Genomic DNA, 16643 nt, shown 5'->3' on the forward strand with positions numbered 1-16643 from the left:
CACGTACAGCACGAGTTCTCGTACAGTCTGTGCGGAGAAGACGCACAACGGGAGCCGACCGGGACGGAGGACCACGTGCTCAACGCCGCCCGGCTGCAGATCCTCGCCCGGCTCGAGAGCCTCGGGACCGTGCGCGCGGTCGGCGCGTCCCTGCACCTCAGCCCGTCCGCGGTCTCCGCGCAGCTCGCGGCGCTCGAGGCGGAGACCGGGGCGCGCCTCGTCGAGCGGACCGGGCGGCGCGTGCGCCTCACGCCCGCGGGCCGCACCCTCGCCCGGCACGCGCGCGTGATCCTCGACCAGATGGCGCTCGCGGAGGCGGAGCTCGCCCACCCCGACGGGCAGCCCGCCGGGGTCGTCCGGGTCGCGGCGTTCTCGAGCGCCGTGCGCGCCCTCGTGATCCCGCTCGCGCGACGGCTGGCCGTCGAGCACCCCCGGGTCCAGGTCGAGGTCGTCGAGCTCGACCCGCGCGAGAGCGGTCCGGCCCTGCGCCGCGCGGACGTCGACGTCGCGGTGACCGCCGACCTGCTCGACGGCGCGCGGCTCGCGGGTCCCGACGTCGCGACCGTCCCGCTGCTCGAGGATCCGGTCGTCCTCGTCGCGCCGACCGACGCGTCGGCGGACGCCCCGGCGGGGACGGTGGTGGGGGAGGGCCTGGTCGACCTCGCCGACCTCGCCGACGCGCGCTGGGCCGCGGACCTGCCCGGCCGGTACCTCTCGACCCTCGTCGAGAGCGCCTGCCGCGACGCCGGGTTCGAGCCGCGCGTCGTCGCGCGGCTCCCCAGCTACGAGCTGCTGCTCGCCCACGTCGAGGCGGGCCTGTCCGTCGCGCTGCTGCCGGGCCTCGCCGTCGACCCGCGCTACGACGTCGTCGCGCGCCCGCTGCGGGTGCCCCGGACGCGACCGGTCTACGCCGCCGTGCGCCGGGGTGCCCCGCCCACCGCGGCGACGAGCGTCGTCCTCGCCGGGCTGCGCCGCGTCGCGGCCGCCGCGACCGCGGGCGGCGGGGCGCCCGCCCCGGCCGCGCGGTAGCGGGCCGACGGGCGCGCCCTACACTGGGCCCCAGCACCGCACGACGACGTGGGAGGTCCCGTGCCGCGCACTCTCGCACCGCCGCTGCGCTCGGACGCGCACCCGCGCCGCCCCGACGCGCGCCGCGACGCCCGCTCGGTCCGCGCCGCCTACCGCTCCTTCCTCGTCGACGGCGTGCTCCCGCCCGGCATCCACCCCGTGGTGGCCGACTCGTGGCGCCGGTCCGTGCACAGCGGCGTCGACCCCGAGGGTCCGCGCACCGGCTCCGGGCTCGCCCACGACGACCTCGTCGCCTACCGCGACGCCCACCCGCTGGCGTCCGTCATGCCGGTGGTGCGCGAGCTCGTCGTCGACGCCGCGGCCGACGACGGCCTGGCCGTCGCGGTGTCCGACGACGCGGGCCGGCTCCTGTGGGTCGAGGGCAGCCGCTCCCTGCGGGACGCCGTCGAGCGCGTCGGGTTCGTCGAGGGATCGGTGTGGCGCGAGGAGCGGGTCGGGACGAACGCGCCCGGCACCGCGCTCGCCGCGCGCCGCGCCGTGCAGGTGCTCGGCGCCGAGCACTTCTCGCGCCCCGTCCAGGCGTTCAGCTGCACGGCGGTCCCCATCCACGAGCCCGGGACCGGCCGCGTCCTCGGCGTCCTCGACGTCACGGGCCGGCAGTCGGCCGCCTCGGGCGTCGTGCTCTCGCTCGTGCGCGCCACGGTGCTGAGCCTCGAGCGTGAGCTGGCCCAGCGCGTGGCGGCGCCGACGACCGACGGCACCGGGGCCGTCCCCGCGCCACCGCACGACGGCGCGCCCGAGCTGCTCGTGCTCGGGTCGTCGCCCGTCCTCCGCGCCCCGGACGGCCTCGGGCACCGCCTCTCCCTGCGGCACGCCGAGATCCTCGCGCTGCTCGCGGTGCACCCGCGCGGCCTGTCCGCGGACGAGCTCGCCGTGCTCCTGCACCCGGGCCACCTCTCCGACGTCACGGTGCGCGCCGAGGTCTCGCGCCTGCGCCGCGTCGCCGGCCCGCTCCTCGCCGGGTCCCGCCCGTACCGGCTCGCGCGCCCGCTGCGCACGGACGCGGACGACGTGCGCGACCTGCTCGCCGTCGGCGACGTCCGGGCAGCGATCGCCGCCTATCGCGCGCCGCTCCTCCCGCGCTCCGGCGCGCCCGCCGTCGAGCGGCTGCGTGCCGAGCTCGCGGCCGAGCTCCGCACGGCCGCCGTCTCCGCACGCGACGCCGACGTCCTCGACGCCTGGACCCGCACCGACGACGGCGCCGAGGACCACGCGGCGTGGACCCTCCTCCAGGGCCTCGCCGACCCCGGGAGCCCGCGCTGGGTCCGCGCGCGCGCCCACCTCGACCTCCTCGACGACGACCTGGGCTGACCGCCCGCACCGCTGCAACGGTCGTGCAACCCTCGGGCGCCTAGCGTCGTGCCACGGCGCGACGAGGCGCCGTGCCGCGCACCGCCGTCGGGCATCTCCCGCCCGGCCTCCCTGGGGGCGCGGCGAGCCAGCACTGCGAGGAGGCAGACGATGACGGTCTACGCAGCCCCCGGCACGGACGGGGCGATCGCCGAGTACAAGGCCCGGTACGACCACTGGATCGGCGGCGAGTACGTCGCGCCGGCCGGCGGGCAGTACTTCGAGAACCCGAGCCCCGTGACGGGCCGGACCTTCACCGAGGTCGCCCGCGGGAACTCCGACGACGTCGAGCGCGCGCTCGACGCCGCGCACGGCGCCGCCCGGTCGTGGGGCCGCACGAGCGCGACCGAGCGCGCCAACATCCTCAACAAGATCGCCGACCGCATGGAGGAGAACCTCGAGCGGATCGCCGTCGCCGAGTCGTGGGAGAACGGCAAGCCCGTCCGCGAGACGCTCGCCGCCGACATCCCGCTCGCGATCGACCACTTCCGCTACTTCGCCGGCGCGATCCGCGCGCAGGAGGGGTCGATCTCCGAGATCGACGAGGACACCATCGCGTACCACTTCCACGAGCCGCTCGGCGTCGTCGGCCAGATCATCCCGTGGAACTTCCCGATCCTCATGGCCGTGTGGAAGCTCGCCCCGGCGCTCGCGGCGGGCAACTGCGTCGTGCTCAAGCCCGCCGAGCAGACGCCCGCGTCGATCCTCTTCCTGATGGACATCGTCGGGGACCTGCTGCCGCCCGGGGTGGTGAACGTCGTCAACGGGTTCGGCGTCGAGGCCGGCAAGCCGCTCGCGTCCAGCCCGCGCATCCGCAAGATCGCGTTCACGGGCGAGACGACGACCGGCCGCCTGATCATGCAGTACGCGAGCCAGAACATCATCCCGGTCACGCTCGAGCTCGGCGGCAAGTCGCCGAACATCTTCTTCTCCGACGTCGCCGACGCGCGGGACGACTTCTACGACAAGGCCCTCGAGGGGTTCACGATGTTCGCCCTCAACCAGGGCGAGGTGTGCACGTGCCCGTCGCGCGCCCTCATCCAGTCGTCGATCTACGACACGTTCCTCGGTGACGCGATCGAGCGCACGCAGGCGGTGCGGCAGGGCAACCCGCTCGACACCGAGACGATGATCGGCGCGCAGGCGTCGAACGACCAGCTCGAGAAGATCCTGTCGTACATCGAGATCGGCAAGGCCGAGGGCGCGAAGGTCCTCACGGGTGGGTCGCGCGCCGAGCTGGGCGGCGACCTCGCGGGCGGGTACTACGTGACGCCCACGATCTTCGAGGGCAAGAACTCGATGCGGATCTTCCAGGAGGAGATCTTCGGGCCCGTCGTCGCCGTGACCGACTTCTCCGACTTCGACGACGCCATGACGATCGCCAACGACACCCTGTACGGGCTCGGGGCCGGCGTCTGGTCGCGGTCGGGCAACACGGCCTACCGCGCGGGCCGCACCATCGAGGCCGGGCGCGTGTGGACCAACTGCTACCACGCGTACCCCGCCGCCGCCGCGTTCGGCGGGTACAAGGGCTCCGGCGTCGGGCGCGAGAACCACAAGATGATGCTCGACCACTACCAGCAGACGAAGAACCTCCTGGTCTCCTACTCGGCCCAGAAGCTCGGCTTCTTCTAGCCCTCGCTCCCTACCCCGCCGAACACGGGGTTGCTGTCGCTCTGATGTCCGGAAAGACAGCAACCCCGTTCTTGGCGGCGCGCATTCTCGTTCTCGTCCCGTGCCCAGGAGGTCCTCGTGCCCGACGACGTACCCTCGCCTCACTCGGACCGCTCACCCGCGGGGCGAGTCGCGCTCACCGACGACGCCGCGGCGTTGCTCGCGCGGCTGCGGCCGGTCCACGGCGAGCTCATGTTCCACCAGTCCGGCGGGTGCTGCGACGGGTCGTCGCCCATGTGCTACCCGCAGGGCGACTTCCTGCTCGGCGACGCCGACGTGCACCTCGGCGACCTCGCCGTCGTCCCGGACGACGGCGGACCGGGCGAGCCCGGCGGCGCGTGCGCGTTCACGGTGCCCGTGTGGATGAGCCGTGCGCAGTTCGAGTACTGGAAGCACACCCACCTGACGATCGACGTCGTGCCCGGCCGCGGCGCGGGGTTCAGCGTGGAGGCGCCGGAGGGCGTGCGGTTCATCATCCGGTCGCGTCTCCTCACCGACGACGAGTGGTCGGCGCTCCACGTGTCCTAGGCTGGGCCACGGCCGCCCAGGACCGGAGAGGAGGGGCGCGATGAACGACCTTCTCGTCGTCGCGCGCGACGTCGCGTCGGCGCTCGCGCTCCTACTCGGCACGTCGACCCTCACGGCCACGCTCTTCCTCCTCGGTGCGACCGCCCTCGTCGCGGCCGTGGCCGTGGTGACCGCACGCTGGGGCGCCCCGCTCGCGCTCGGCGTGGCAGCGCGCCCGGCGGGCCGGCTCCGCGACACGGTCGACGTCGGGCCGGTCGTCACCCAGAGCGACCCGGACGCACCCGGCCGCGCCCGGCCACGGGCGCCCGGCCGTCTCCTCGGCTGATCACCCGGCCGAGGCCTCCCGCACCCGTACCCCGCGCGCACGACGCCGCGGGCGTGCTCCTGCCTGCCGGCGCAGGGTGATCGGCGAACGCGTAGCCCGCACGTTCGACCGAGGACACCACCATGAACCTGCTCGACCTCCCGCTCGTCTCCACCGTGCTCGACGCGGCCTACCGTGCCCTGATGGGCCTGTCCCACCTGCTGGAACCCGTCGCCGGAGGAGCGGCCGCCGCCGGGGCCGTCGTGCTCCTGACGCTCGCCGTCCGCGCCGTGCTCGTACCCGTGGGCGTGTCGCAGGCCAAGGCGGAGCGTGACCGTGCGCGTCTCGCGCCCCGGCTCGCGGAGCTCCAGCGCCGCCACCGCCACGACCCGCAGAAGCTGCAGCGCGCGACGCTCGACCTCTACGCCGCGGAGGGCACGACGCCGTTCGCGGGCTGCCTGCCGATGCTCGCCCAAGCACCGGTGGTCGGCGTGGTCTATGCGCTGTTCCTCCATGCGCAGATCGCCGGGCACGGCAACGCGCTGCTGGGCCACACGCTGTGGGGCGCACCCCTCGGTTCGAGCCTCGTCGGCTCGCTCGGTGCGGGTGCGGCGGGACTCCCGACCCTCGCTGTCGCCGGCACGGTCGTGCTCCTGATCGCGCTCGTCGGGGAGCTGACGCGTCGGGCCAGCCTGCCCGGCGGGCGCCTCGCCGTGCCCCGGACGCCGACCGGCCCCGGCGCGTCGGGAACCCCTGGCGCCCCGGCGGGACCCGCCCTGCAGAACGCGCTCGGTGCTCTGCAGTTCATGACCGCGGTGATCGCGTGCTTCGTCCCGCTCGCCGCGGGGGTGTACCTGCTCGTGACGGTGACGTGGACGCTCGTGCAGCGGCTCGTCCTGCGTCGGCGGTACCCGTTCGACGCGGTCGCGTAGAGCGACGGCGCGGCGGGCCTGGTCACGGGCCCGCCGCGCGTGCGAGGGTGTCGGGTATGACCGATCTGCTCCCGTACCGCGACGACGCGGACGACGTCGAGGTCCCGCTGCTGGGCGGTGACGTGTCGGACGGGATCGTCCGGCGCGGCGCCACGGTCCGCCGTCCGCGCGGCCCGCACAGCCCTGCCGTCGAGGCGTACCTGCTGCACCTGGAGCGCGCGGGCTTCGAGCGCGCGCCGCGGTTCCTCGGTGTCGACGACGACGGTCGGGAGGTCGTGACGTTCCTGCCGGGCGAGATGGGCGGTCGGCCGCCGCACGCCTGGGCGGCCGACGAGGACGTGCTCGTCCAGCTCGGCGAGTGGCAGCGCGACCTGCACGCCGTGTCGCGCGACGTCGTCCTGCCCGACGGCGTCGCGTGGCCCGAGCGGGTGCAGTTCCCGGAGGTGCCGGACGTGTTCGACGTGCCGGACGTCGTCGGGCACAACGACCTCACGGTCGAGAACGCGCTGTTCGTCCCGGCGGGCGAGGACCCGCAGGGTCCGCACCGGCTCGTCGGCGTGGTCGACTTCGACCTCGCCGCGCCGACCACGCGCCTGCTCGACGTGGCGACGACCCTGCGCTACTGGGCGCCGGTGAGCGCGCCCGAGAGGCGGCCGGAGGCCCTGCGGGGCCTCGACGCGCCGCGGCGCGCGCGCATCCTCACCGAGGCGTACGGGCTGGACCGGTCGGAGCGGCTCGCGCTGCTCGACGTGCTGGCGCAGCGGTTCGCGCGGAGCTGGTACGCGATGCGGCACGCGGCGCAGACGCGGGGCGGCGGCTGGCAGCGCATGTGGGACGACGGCGTCGGGGACGCCATCCGCGAGGACGAGGCGTGGTTCGCGGCGCAGCGGGTCGACTTCGTGCACGCGCTGGGCTGAGCGTGCCCCTCGCGCGGCGGGGCACGCTCGCGCGCGAGTCCCGCGTGGAGCAGGCGCCGCCCAGGGGCGGCACGGGGCTCAGAGCGCGGCGAACCGTCCCACGGCGACGAACACCGACAGGGCGAGCAGCACGACGTTCGCCGGCACGGCCTTGGCCTCGCCGAGGCGCACGTGCAGCGGGATCGCGCCGACCTGCGTGAGCGCGAGCCCGACCGCCGCGACCGGCGTGAGGACCGGCGCGACGCCGAGCGCCCAGGGCAGGATCACGCCGACGGCGCCCGCGACCTCGAGCCAGCCGATCGCGCGCACGCCCGCGGTGCGCTCCGGCGTCACCCACCGCATCTGCTCCTGGAGGACGGGGATCGGGCGCAGGGCCTTCATGAGCCCGGCGCCGAGGAAGGCGAGGGTGAGGAGACCGGAGGCGATCCACAGGGCGACGTTCATGCGCGAGTCCTTCGAGGGGAGGCGGCGACGGCCCAGGGCGGCCGGTCACTCTTTGTGCCTGGGCACATGATGGGTAACCATGGGTGGCGCTACAAAAGGCACACCCGTGTGCGAGAGGCACACGGAGCCGCACGCCCTGGAGACGGAGACCCCCCATGACCACGACGCCGAGCACCCACGTGCCCGTGGTGCGCGAGCTCGCGGAGCGGCACGGCATCCCGGCGGACGGCGGGTGCGCGGCGGCCGAGGCCACGAGCGAGGTGCGTTCGGTGCTCGACCGGGTCGGGGACAAGTGGAGCGTCCTCATCCTGGGCATGCTCTCGGGCGGGCCGCAGCGGTTCACCGAGCTCCTGCACGGCATCGACGGGATCTCGCAGCGCATGCTCACGCTCAACCTGCGCCAGCTGGAGCGCGACGGGCTGGTGAGCCGCACGGTGCACGCCGTCGTGCCGCCGCGCGTCGACTACGCGCTGACCGACCTCGGCGCGACCCTCCTGCCGCCCGTGCTCGCGCTCGTCGAGTGGGCGCTGGAGAACACGACCACGATCCGTGACCACCGCGACCGGTTCGACGCGCGGGGTCCCGCGGCGGGCTGACGCGAGCGGTCCGTCGTCGGACGCCCTCCGGTCGTCGACGCCGCGGTCACCCGCGGTGCAGCATCGACCGCACGCGCGACCACAGGCGCTTCACGGGACCGTCCGTCCGCACCACCGGGATCTGCGCCGTCTCGACGCCGCGCACGAGCCACGCCTCGGCGTGCGCCATCGCGTCCGCGGTCGACTCGCCGAGCACCGGTCGTGCCGGGTACACCGCGATCCGCTCGTGCAGGCGCACGTCGATGACGTGCTCGAACTTCTCCGCCAGGTCCGGGTCCACCCCGCTCACGTACAGCCGCCCACCGCCCTCGCCGAGCCGGTCGGCGTAGTGCGCGAGCACGGTGAACGCGGTCGCGCCGAGGCTCGCCCGGCCGCGCAGGCGCAGCACGACGACGGCGTCGTGGGCGTGCGCGGGCTCCGGGAGCGCGGCCTCGAGCGAGCGGGCACCGGCGTAGAACAGGCTCCCGTAGACGTCGAGCACGGTGACCGTCGCGTCGTCGAGCCGCCGCGGCGCGGGCTCCTCGCGGTAGCGCCCGTCCTCCAGGGGGACGAGGCGGACGATCCGCAGGTCCTGCGACTCCCGGTTCGCCTGGAGGAGGATCGAGAGCGCGGCGCCGATCCCCACCGCGGCCGCGACCGGCAGGAGGAGGGTGGCGAGGAACGTCGTCGACATCGCGACCTGGGACTGGCTGCCCGTGCGCCACGCGGTGGCCATGGCCGAGAGCCGGATCGACCCGACCGACGCGACGGCGAGCAGCGCCGCGAGCGTCGCCGACGGGACGGCCCCGACCGGCCCCGACAGCGCGACGAGGACGACGAGCACCCAGACGCCCGACATGATCCCCGCCCAGCGGTCGCGCGCGCCCGCGGCGGTGCTGATCGCCGTCTGGCCGACCGACCCGCCGACCGGGATCCCGCGGAAGAACCCCACCGCGAGGTTGGCGACGCCCTGACCGACGAAGTTGCGGTTCGGGTCGGCGCGACGGCCGCCGGGGTTCGGGACGGACTCCGCGACCCCCGCGCCCTGGACGAGCACGATCGCCGCCACCGCGAGCGCCCCCACGGCGACGTCGACCGACACGAGCCCCAGGTCGGGCAGCGCGAGGGACGGCAGGCCGGCAGGGATCTCGCCCGCGTCCCCGACGAGCTGGACGGACGTCGCCCCGAGGGCCCACACCGCGACGGCGGAGACCACCAGCGCCACGACCGCGGCGTACGGGGCGACCCGCGTCCGGCCGAGGACGAGGAGCAGGACGACCGACCCCAGACCCACGACGAGCGTCGGCAGGTCCCACGTCCCGGGAGACCGGAGCACCTGGTACGCCTGGCCGACGGCGAGCGACGCAGTCGGGTCCGCCCCGGTGAGGTCGTCGAGCTGGCCGAGCAGGATGTTGACGGAGACGCCGGTGAGGAACCCCGTCATCACGGAGTGCGACACGAAGCCGGTGAGACGACCGAGGCCAACGAGCCCCGCGACGATCATGACCGCCCCGGCGAGCGTCGTGAGGAGGATGAGCGCCGCGAGCCGGTCCTCGCCGGCGACCCCCGCGAGCGCCGAGCCGGCGGCGAGGGCGGCGGCGCTCGTCGTCGTGACGATCATGAGCCGCGAGTCGACGGTGAGACCACCCGCGATGCGGCCGATCGCCGTCGCGTACAGGCCGTGGATCGGGTTGACGCCGACGAGCGTCGCGGTCGCCATGCCGTCGGGGACGCCGCCGACGGCGCCCGGCACGCCGGCCCCGGCCGAGCGCCAGAACGTCCCCGGGGCGGGCCGGACGCCGTCCCACCAGGCGCGGACGGCCCGCACCGGCCGCGGGCTCATCGGGTCTCCCACGGGTGCGCCATGGGGAGACTCTGGCACGGCAGAGTCAGGGCGACCACAGCAACGCCGCGGCGCCCGCGCCCTGGTGGCGGTCAGCTCGCGAGCGGGTCGTCCGCCGTGAGGTACCAGGGCTCGTAGCCCTCGAGCGAGAGCGTCCACAGCCCGGCGGCGCCCGCCGGGACCGCGAGGCAGACGTTGCCCGACACGGTGTCGTCGGTGCCGATGATGCCCGTGCCGACGAGCGGGTCGGGCACCGCGCCGCACTGGCCGTCGGCGACGACGCCGTCGTCGCCGACGAAGCCGAGGTCGACCGCGCCCGACGCGGTGACCTGGGAGCTCGGGCCGAAGTAGGTCGCGGTGACCGGCACGATCCAGTACTCCGTGCCCTCCGGCGGCGCGGCGTTGACGTCGCTGTGCGCGAGGACCTCGGCGGTCGCCTCGTACGGTGGGTCGAGCAGGACCTCCCACTCCTCCCCGCCGATGGTGTAGCCGTCGAAGAACCACGGGTCGTCGGGCGTGCCGGAGCCCTCCCACTCGCCCTCGGGCCAGTCCTCGTCCGACCAGTCCTCGTCCGACCACTCGTCGGTCGGCGCGGTGTACCACGCGGCGATCTGCCCGCCCGCGTCGCTCGCCACACCCGCCGCGAAGCCGACCCCTCCGCCCACGGCGAGGCACGCCGCGCCGACGATCAGCCCGACGGCGGTGCGCGACAGCCCGCGGCGCGCGGCCGCCGGGGGCGGGGCGGGGAGCCCGGCGACGGGGTACGTCGGGCCTGGGCCCGGAGGGAGCGGTGCTGTCGGCGCGGTCCCCGGCGGGACGGGGCCATGGCCGATCGGGGCGGGCACGTACCCGGGAGGAGCCTGCGGAGGCATCGGCGCGAGGGGGACCGGTGCGGCGGTGAGCGGGGCGGCCGCGTGCCCGGGCGCCGGGAGCGGAGGCGGGGATGATCCAGGAGCCGCCGGGGGCGGGCCGGACGGGCCCGACGTCGACTGGCTCGGCGGCGCGAAGGGATTGCTCATGGTGCTCCGGGCTCGTGCGTGCGAGCGCCCGGACGACGGGGTGTCGCCGTGCGTGGCCGGATGTTCCCACACGGCGACGTCCCCGCGCCACCACGTCCGCCCGGGTGCCGGTGTCGAGCACGACGTCGCTCGCCCGCGAGAACGACCTTGGTGTCGTTATCGCGCGGATAACGACACCAAGGTCGTGTTCGGCGGGTCCGTTACGGCTGGTCGGAGTCCGAGCCCACCAGGAACTGCGAGTACGCACCGATGGTGAGGAACGTCGGGAAGTCCTCGGCCAGCGCGACGGCGCGGAAGACGTTCGCCGCGTCGTCGATGCGGTTGCCCGGGGTGCGCGGCAGGTCGTCGACGATCTCGGCGAGGAGCGCCTCGACGCGGTCGCGCGTGATCGGCACGCCGTTCTCCGTGCGCGTGCCCGACGCGATCCACTGCCACACCTGCGACCGCGAGATCTCGGCGGTCGCGGCGTCCTCCATGAGGTGGTCGATCGCCGCGGCGCCGACGCCCCGCAGCCACGACTCGAGGTACCGCACGCCGACGGAGACGTTGGAGCGCAGGCCCGCGGCGGTCACCGTCGCCCCGGCGCGTCGTGCCGAGCCGATGTCGAGCAGCTCGTGCTGACCCACCTCGACGTCGTCCCGCAGGCGGGACACCTGGTGCGGCCGGTCGCCCAGCACGGCGTCGAACTCGGCGCGCGCGACCTCGATGAGGTCGGGGTGCGCGACCCACGTGCCGTCGAACCCGTCCGTCGCCTCGCGGCGCTTGTCGGCGCGCACCTGCTCGAACGCGCGCTCGGTGACGTCGGGCCGGCGTCGGTCGGGGATGAACGCGCTCATGCCGCCGATCGCGTGCGCGCCGCGCTTGTGGCACGTCGCGACGAGCAGCTCGGTGTACGCCCGCATGAACGGGGCGGTCATGGTGACCTGCGCGCGGTCGGGCAGCACGTACGAGTCGCCGCGCGTGCGGAACGCCTTGATGACGGAGAACAGGTAGTCCCACCGCCCGGCGTTGAGCCCCGCGCAGTGCTCGCGCAGCTCGTGGAGGATCTCCTCCATCTCGAACGCCGCGGGCAGGGTCTCGATGAGCACCGTGGCGCGGATCGTGCCCTGCGGCAGCCCCAGGTACTCCTGGGCGAGCACGAACACGTCGTTCCACAGCCGCGCCTCGCGGTAGCCCTCGAGCTTGGGCAGGTAGAAGTACGGTCCGCGTCCGCGCTCGACGAGCTCGCGGGCGTTGTGGAACGCGTAGAGCCCGAAGTCCACGAGCGACGCCGACGCCGACACGCTGACCCCGGCCCGGTCGACGTACCGCATGTGCTTCTCGATGAGGTGCCACCCGCGCGGGCGGAACACGATCGTCGGGAGGTCGGTGAGCGTCGTCGAGCGCAGGCGGTACTCCTTGCGGTGGTCGCCCGCGCCGGTCGAGTGGGTCAGCGTCCCGCGGATCGCGTCGTGCAGCGCGAGCTGGCCCTCGACGACGTTGCGCCACGTGGGGCTGGAGGCGTCCTCGGCGTCGGCGAGCCACACCTTCGCGCCCGAGTTGAGCGCGTTGATCGTCATCTTGGGGTCGGTCGGGCCGGTGATCTCGACGCGTCGGTCCTCGAGCCCCGGCGCGCCGTCCGAGCCCGCGACGCGCCACGACGGGTCGTCGCGCACGGGCCGCGTCGCGGCGCGGAAGTCGGGGTCGATCCCGTCCGCGACGTCCTGACGGCGCTGCTGGCGGTCCATGAGGAGCTCGTGGCGGCGGGCCACGAACCGGTCGTGCAGCAGCGTGAGGAAGTCGAGCGCCTCGGGCGTGAGGATCTCGCGGTAGCGCTCGCCCAGCGTCCCGGTGACGCGCAGCGTGCCGGTGACGCGGAAGGCCCCCGACGGCGTCGGCGCGCCCGGGCGCTCGGCGTGCGGGCCGCCGTCGGGCCCGGTCCCGGACGGACCGGAGGCCGGGGGAGAGGTGGTCGTGGTGAGGGTGCTCATGGCGTGCTCCGAAGGTCGATGTCGCGAGGTAGAGCTCTGGTAGGCCGAGGTAGAGCCCTGGTCCCGCGAGGTAGAGGCCTGGTCATGACCAGGCCTCTACCTCGCAGGACCGGGCCTCTACCTCGCGAGAACGGGGTTAGTGGAACTGGGCGGTCTCGGTGGACCCGGCGAGCGCGAGGGTGGCGGCGTCGGGGTTGAGAGCCGTGGCGACCCGGTCGAAGTAGCCGGTGCCGACCTCCCGCTGGTGGCGGGTGGCGGTGTAGCCGTCGGCCTCGGAGGCGAACTCGGCCTCCTGGAGCTCGACGTAGGCGGACATCGCGCGCTCGTTGTAGCCGCGCGCGAGCTCGAACATGGAGTGCGAGACGGCGTGGAAGCCGGCCAGGGTGATGAACTGGAACGCGTAGCCCATGGCGGCGAGCTCCTTCTGGAAGCTCGCGATCTGCGCGTCGTCGAGGTGCTTCTTCCAGTTGAACGACGGCGAGCAGTTGTAGGCGAGCTTCTTGTCCGGGTGCTGCGCGTGGATCGTCTCGGCGAACGTGCGCGCGAGCTCGAGGTCGGGCTCGCCCGTCTCGACCCAGATGAGGTCGGAGTACGGGGCGTACGCGAGACCGCGCGCGACCACCGCGTCGAGGCCGGGCCGCACCCGGTAGAAGCCCTCGGACGTGCGCTCGCCCGTGAGGAACGGCTGGTCGCGCTCGTCGACGTCGGACGTGAGCAGGTCCGCGGCGAGCGAGTCGGTGCGGGCGATGATGACCGACGGCACGCCCGCGACGTCGGCCGCGAGGCGCGCGGCGTTGAGCGTGCGGATGTGCTGGCTCGTGGGGACCAGCACCTTGCCGCCGAGGTGGCCGCACTTCTTCTCCGACGCGAGCTGGTCCTCCCAGTGCACGCCCGCGGCGCCCGCGGCGATCATCGAGTGCATGAGCTCGTACGCGTTGAGCGGGCCGCCGAACCCGGCCTCGGCGTCGGCCACGACCGGGGCGAGCCAGTCGCGGCTCGGCGCACCGGACTCCGCCGTCTCGATCTGGTCCGCGCGCAGGAGCGCGTTGTTGATGCGGCGCACGACGGCGGGCACGGAGTTGGCGGGGTAGAGCGACTGGTCGGGGTACGTCTGGCCGGACAGGTTGGCGTCGGCCGCGACCTGCCACCCGGACAGGTAGATGGCCTGGAGGCCCGCGCGCACCTGCTGCACGGCCTGGTTGCCGGTGAACGCGCCGAGCGCGGCGACCCACTCCTCGGTGTGGACGAGGTCCCACAGCTTCTCGGCGCCGCGACGGGCGAGCGTGTGCTCCTCGCGCACCGAGCCGCGGAGCGCGACCACGTCGTCGGCGGTGTAGTCGCGCTGGAGGCCGGCCCAGCGGGGGTCGGTCGCCCACTGCTCGGCGATCTCGGCCGCGGTCTGGGTCTGGTCGCCGGGCCGGGGGCCGGAGCGGTCCGGGGTGCGGCCCGCGACGTCCGCCGTCGTCGCGACGGCGCCGAGCGGACGGGCGCCGCCCGCGTACTCGGACGGGGAGCGGCGGCTGACGATGGTGGGCCTGTTCACGGGTGCCTCCTGGTGGTGCGCCGGTCCGCGCTGCGCGGACCGGACGGGCCGGTCGGTGGACCTCGGCGAGGTCCGTGCCTCGACCTTCCTCCCGCCGACAACCCCGTCTCAAGCCGGATCGATCGAAAGAAACGTAGTTCTTCTCTTGTGCGCAAGGAGTGGCGCGTGTCACCCTCAGTCATGGCTATCCCGACGATGCGACCGGCCGGAATCGCGGAACATGCGGAAATCCCGCTCGAGAGCGAGCCCGACGCCCTGACGATCGGCCGCCGGATCCGGCACCTGCGCACCGCGCGGGGCATGACGCTCGACGAGCTGGGCGCGGCGATCGGCCGCGCGCCGTCCCAGGTGTCGCTCCTGGAGAACGGCAAGCGCGAGCCCAAGTTCGCCCTGCTCCAGGCCGTCGCGCGGGCGCTCGGCGCGAGCCTCGACGACCTGCTGTCGCCCGAGGCGCCGTCGCGCCGGGACGCCCTGGAGATCGAGCTGGAGCGCGCGCAGCGCGGTCCGCTCTTCGACGCGCTCGGGCTGCGCCCGGTCCGGGTCGGCAAGTCGCTGCCGACGGACGCGCTCGAGACGATCGTGGCGCTGGAGCGCGAGCTCCAGCGCCTGCACACCGAGCGCGCCGCGACGCCCGAGGAGGCGCGCCGCGCCAACGCGGAGCTCCGCGCGACCATGCGCGCGCAGGACAACTACTTCCCGGAGCTCGAGGACGCGGCGGCCGAGCTGCTCGACGGCGTCGGGCACGCGGGCGGCCCGCTGCCCCAGCGGGTCGCGGCGGACATCGCGGCCCACCTCGGGTTCACGCTGCACTACGTGGGCGACCTGCCGCACTCGACGCGCTCGGTGCTCGACCTGCGCCACCGCCGCGTCTACCTGCCGAGCAACGGGGTGCGCGGGCGGTCCAACGCGACGTCGGCGCTCCTCCAGGCACTCGCGCCGCACGTGCTCGGCCACGCGGAGCCGCGCGACTACCGTGAGTTCCTGCGCCAGCGCGTCGAGGCCAACTACCTCGCGGCGGCGCTCCTGCTGCCGGAGCGGCACGCGGTCAAGGCGCTGCGCGCCGCGAAGGACGCGCGCGAGATCTCCATCGAGGACCTCCGGGACGCGTTCGCGGTGTCGTACGAGACGGCCGCGCACCGGTTCACGAACCTCGCGACGAAGCACCTCGGCATCCCGGTGCACTTCATGAAGGTCCACGAGTCGGGTGTCATCCACAAGGCGTACGAGAACGACGGCGTGCGTTTCCCCGCCGACCCGCTCGGCGCCGTCGAGGGGCAGTACGTCTGCCGCAGCTGGACCGCGCGCACGGTGTTCGCGGTCGAGGACCGGCTCAGCCCGTTCAGCCAGTACACGGACACCCCGAGCGGCACGTACTGGTGCACGTCGCGCGTCCAGGCGTCGGCGGACGGCGAGTTCTCGGTGAGCGTCGGCGTCCCGTTCGCGCACGTGAAGTGGTTCCTCGGTCGCGACACGACCGAGCGCCTCGTCTCCCGGTGCCCCGACGGCGCGTGCTGCCGCCGCCCGCCCGACGCGCTCTCCGACCGCTGGGCCGGGCAGTCGTGGCCGAGCGCCCGCCCGCACGCGTCGATGCTCGCCGCGATGCCGACCGGCGCGTTCCCCGGCGTCGACACCACGGAGGTGTACGCCTTCCTGGATCGCCACGCTCCGGCCGGGTAGGGGCCGAGGGGGAGCGGGTGGGGCCGCCCGTCAGTCGTGCCAGGCGCCGACCCACTCGTCCCAGCCCGGCCCGTCCGCGAGCCGGGCGCCCGCCGCGGCCTGCTCGCGCAGGCCGCGCGTCACGAGCCCGAGGTAGCGCAGGTGCAGCGCGTCCGACTCCGCGCGGGGGAGCGGGAGCGGCGGCCGCAGATGGACCACGAGCTGCATGACGTCGGCCGGGGTGAAGCCCTCGGGGACGCGGCGCTCCGCGCGGTCGAGGGCGACGAGGCGCTCCAGTCCGGCGCGGAGCCGGTCCGACGCCGCCGCGAGCTCGGGCGGGATGGGGCTCTGGGCGCCTGGGGGGCGGAGCAGGGGCCCGGCGGCGCTCGTGATGTGCCGTGCCAGGAAGGTCGCGACGGCGCCGTCGTCGCGCGCGTCGTCCGAGCCGGACTCCTGCCGTGCGTCGGCCACCGTCGCGGCGAGGTTCGCGACCTCCTCGACCGCCGCGACGTGGAGTGCCTCGACGAGCGCCTCCTTGGTGGGATAGCGCCGGTAGACCGAGCCCACGCCCACGCCCGCGCGCTGCGCGACCTCCGAGATCGGCGCCCCGTGGCCCTGGAGCGCGAAGACCTCGCGCGCCGCGGCGAGGATCGCCGTGTCGTTGGCCCGGGCCTCGCGCTGGCGGCCGGGGAGCGGGTTCGGGACGGGCGAGTCGGGCATGGCGTCACCGTAGCCGCGAGGAGGTACGATCGCGAGTCGGAACGGAATCTCCGTTCCGTTAAGCCAGCCCGCTCGAGAG

15 protein-coding genes are annotated in these 16643 nt (G+C 74.8%); 9 read left to right on the top strand and 6 right to left on the bottom strand.

Annotated features, from left to right (window positions below; all coding sequences use genetic code 11):
* The first annotated feature begins 75 nt into the window (after positions 1-75).
* The 7 genes from ABRQ22_RS19885 (at position 76) to ABRQ22_RS19915 (ending at position 6794) form a co-directional block, all read left to right on the top strand.
* The gene (locus ABRQ22_RS19885) at positions 76-1029 is read left to right on the top strand and encodes a LysR family transcriptional regulator (protein WP_353707933.1); all 954 of its coding nucleotides are present in this window, start codon (positions 76-78) and stop codon (positions 1027-1029) included.
* A 60-nt stretch (positions 1030-1089) separates the two neighbouring features.
* On the top strand, positions 1090-2400 hold the full coding sequence (locus ABRQ22_RS19890; RefSeq protein WP_353707934.1) for a transcriptional regulator: 1311 nt from the start codon (positions 1090-1092) through the stop codon (positions 2398-2400).
* A gap of 150 nt (positions 2401-2550) precedes the next feature.
* Entirely contained in the window at positions 2551-4074 is a 1524-nt protein-coding gene (locus ABRQ22_RS19895) for an aldehyde dehydrogenase family protein (RefSeq protein ID WP_353707935.1), read from the top strand.
* A gap of 117 nt (positions 4075-4191) precedes the next feature.
* Positions 4192-4641, top strand: coding sequence for a DUF779 domain-containing protein (locus ABRQ22_RS19900; protein ID WP_253050993.1), 450 nt, complete (start codon positions 4192-4194; stop codon positions 4639-4641).
* 40 nt (positions 4642-4681) lie between these two features.
* Positions 4682-4966 carry a DUF6412 domain-containing protein gene (locus ABRQ22_RS19905; protein WP_253050995.1) on the top strand — a complete coding sequence of 95 codons (285 nt, stop codon included), beginning with the start codon at positions 4682-4684 and terminating at the stop codon, positions 4964-4966.
* Positions 4967-5088: 122 nt separating this feature from the next.
* The gene (yidC, locus tag ABRQ22_RS19910; RefSeq protein WP_353707936.1) at positions 5089-5877 is read left to right on the top strand and encodes a membrane protein insertase YidC; all 789 of its coding nucleotides are present in this window, start codon (positions 5089-5091) and stop codon (positions 5875-5877) included.
* Between the two features lie 56 nt (positions 5878-5933).
* Positions 5934-6794 (top strand): phosphotransferase, encoded by an 861-nt coding sequence (locus ABRQ22_RS19915; protein ID WP_353707937.1) that lies wholly within the window; start codon positions 5934-5936, stop codon positions 6792-6794.
* 78 nt (positions 6795-6872) lie between these two features.
* Here the strand turns inward: ABRQ22_RS19915 and ABRQ22_RS19920 are convergent, their stop codons facing one another.
* A complete protein-coding gene (locus ABRQ22_RS19920) occupies positions 6873-7238 on the bottom strand; it encodes a DoxX family protein (protein ID WP_353707938.1) in 366 nt (121 codons plus the stop codon).
* A 155-nt stretch (positions 7239-7393) separates the two neighbouring features.
* Between ABRQ22_RS19920 and ABRQ22_RS19925 the strand changes: the two genes are divergently transcribed.
* Positions 7394-7834 (top strand): helix-turn-helix domain-containing protein, encoded by a 441-nt coding sequence (locus ABRQ22_RS19925; RefSeq protein ID WP_353707939.1) that lies wholly within the window; start codon positions 7394-7396, stop codon positions 7832-7834.
* 46 nt (positions 7835-7880) lie between these two features.
* On the opposite strand, the gene ABRQ22_RS19930 is transcribed toward ABRQ22_RS19925, so the two are convergent.
* The 4 genes from ABRQ22_RS19930 to aceA form a co-directional block, all read right to left on the bottom strand.
* Entirely contained in the window at positions 7881-9656 is a 1776-nt protein-coding gene (locus tag ABRQ22_RS19930) for a SulP family inorganic anion transporter (protein ID WP_353707940.1), read from the bottom strand.
* 92 nt (positions 9657-9748) lie between these two features.
* Positions 9749-10675: a hypothetical protein gene (locus ABRQ22_RS19935; RefSeq protein WP_353707941.1), complete on the bottom strand. Its 927-nt coding sequence runs from the start codon at positions 10673-10675 to the stop codon at positions 9749-9751.
* Positions 10676-10875: 200 nt separating this feature from the next.
* On the bottom strand, positions 10876-12645 hold the full coding sequence (gene aceB / locus ABRQ22_RS19940; RefSeq protein WP_353707942.1) for a malate synthase A: 1770 nt from the start codon (positions 12643-12645) through the stop codon (positions 10876-10878).
* A gap of 136 nt (positions 12646-12781) precedes the next feature.
* Positions 12782-14188 carry an isocitrate lyase gene (gene aceA / locus ABRQ22_RS19945; RefSeq protein ID WP_353707943.1) on the bottom strand — a complete coding sequence of 469 codons (1407 nt, stop codon included), beginning with the start codon at positions 14186-14188 and terminating at the stop codon, positions 12782-12784.
* Positions 14189-14383: 195 nt separating this feature from the next.
* Here aceA and ABRQ22_RS19950 point away from each other — a divergent pair, with 195 nt between their 5' ends.
* Positions 14384-15865 (top strand): helix-turn-helix domain-containing protein, encoded by a 1482-nt coding sequence (locus tag ABRQ22_RS19950; RefSeq protein ID WP_353709589.1) that lies wholly within the window; start codon positions 14384-14386, stop codon positions 15863-15865.
* A gap of 30 nt (positions 15866-15895) precedes the next feature.
* On the opposite strand, the gene ABRQ22_RS19955 is transcribed toward ABRQ22_RS19950, so the two are convergent.
* The gene (locus ABRQ22_RS19955) at positions 15896-16564 is read right to left on the bottom strand and encodes a helix-turn-helix domain-containing protein (RefSeq protein ID WP_353707944.1); all 669 of its coding nucleotides are present in this window, start codon (positions 16562-16564) and stop codon (positions 15896-15898) included.
* Between the last annotated feature and the right edge of the window lie 79 nt (positions 16565-16643).

This window comes from Cellulosimicrobium sp. ES-005 (genome assembly GCF_040448685.1).
GTDB lineage: Bacteria > Actinomycetota > Actinomycetes > Actinomycetales > Cellulomonadaceae > Cellulosimicrobium > Cellulosimicrobium cellulans_G.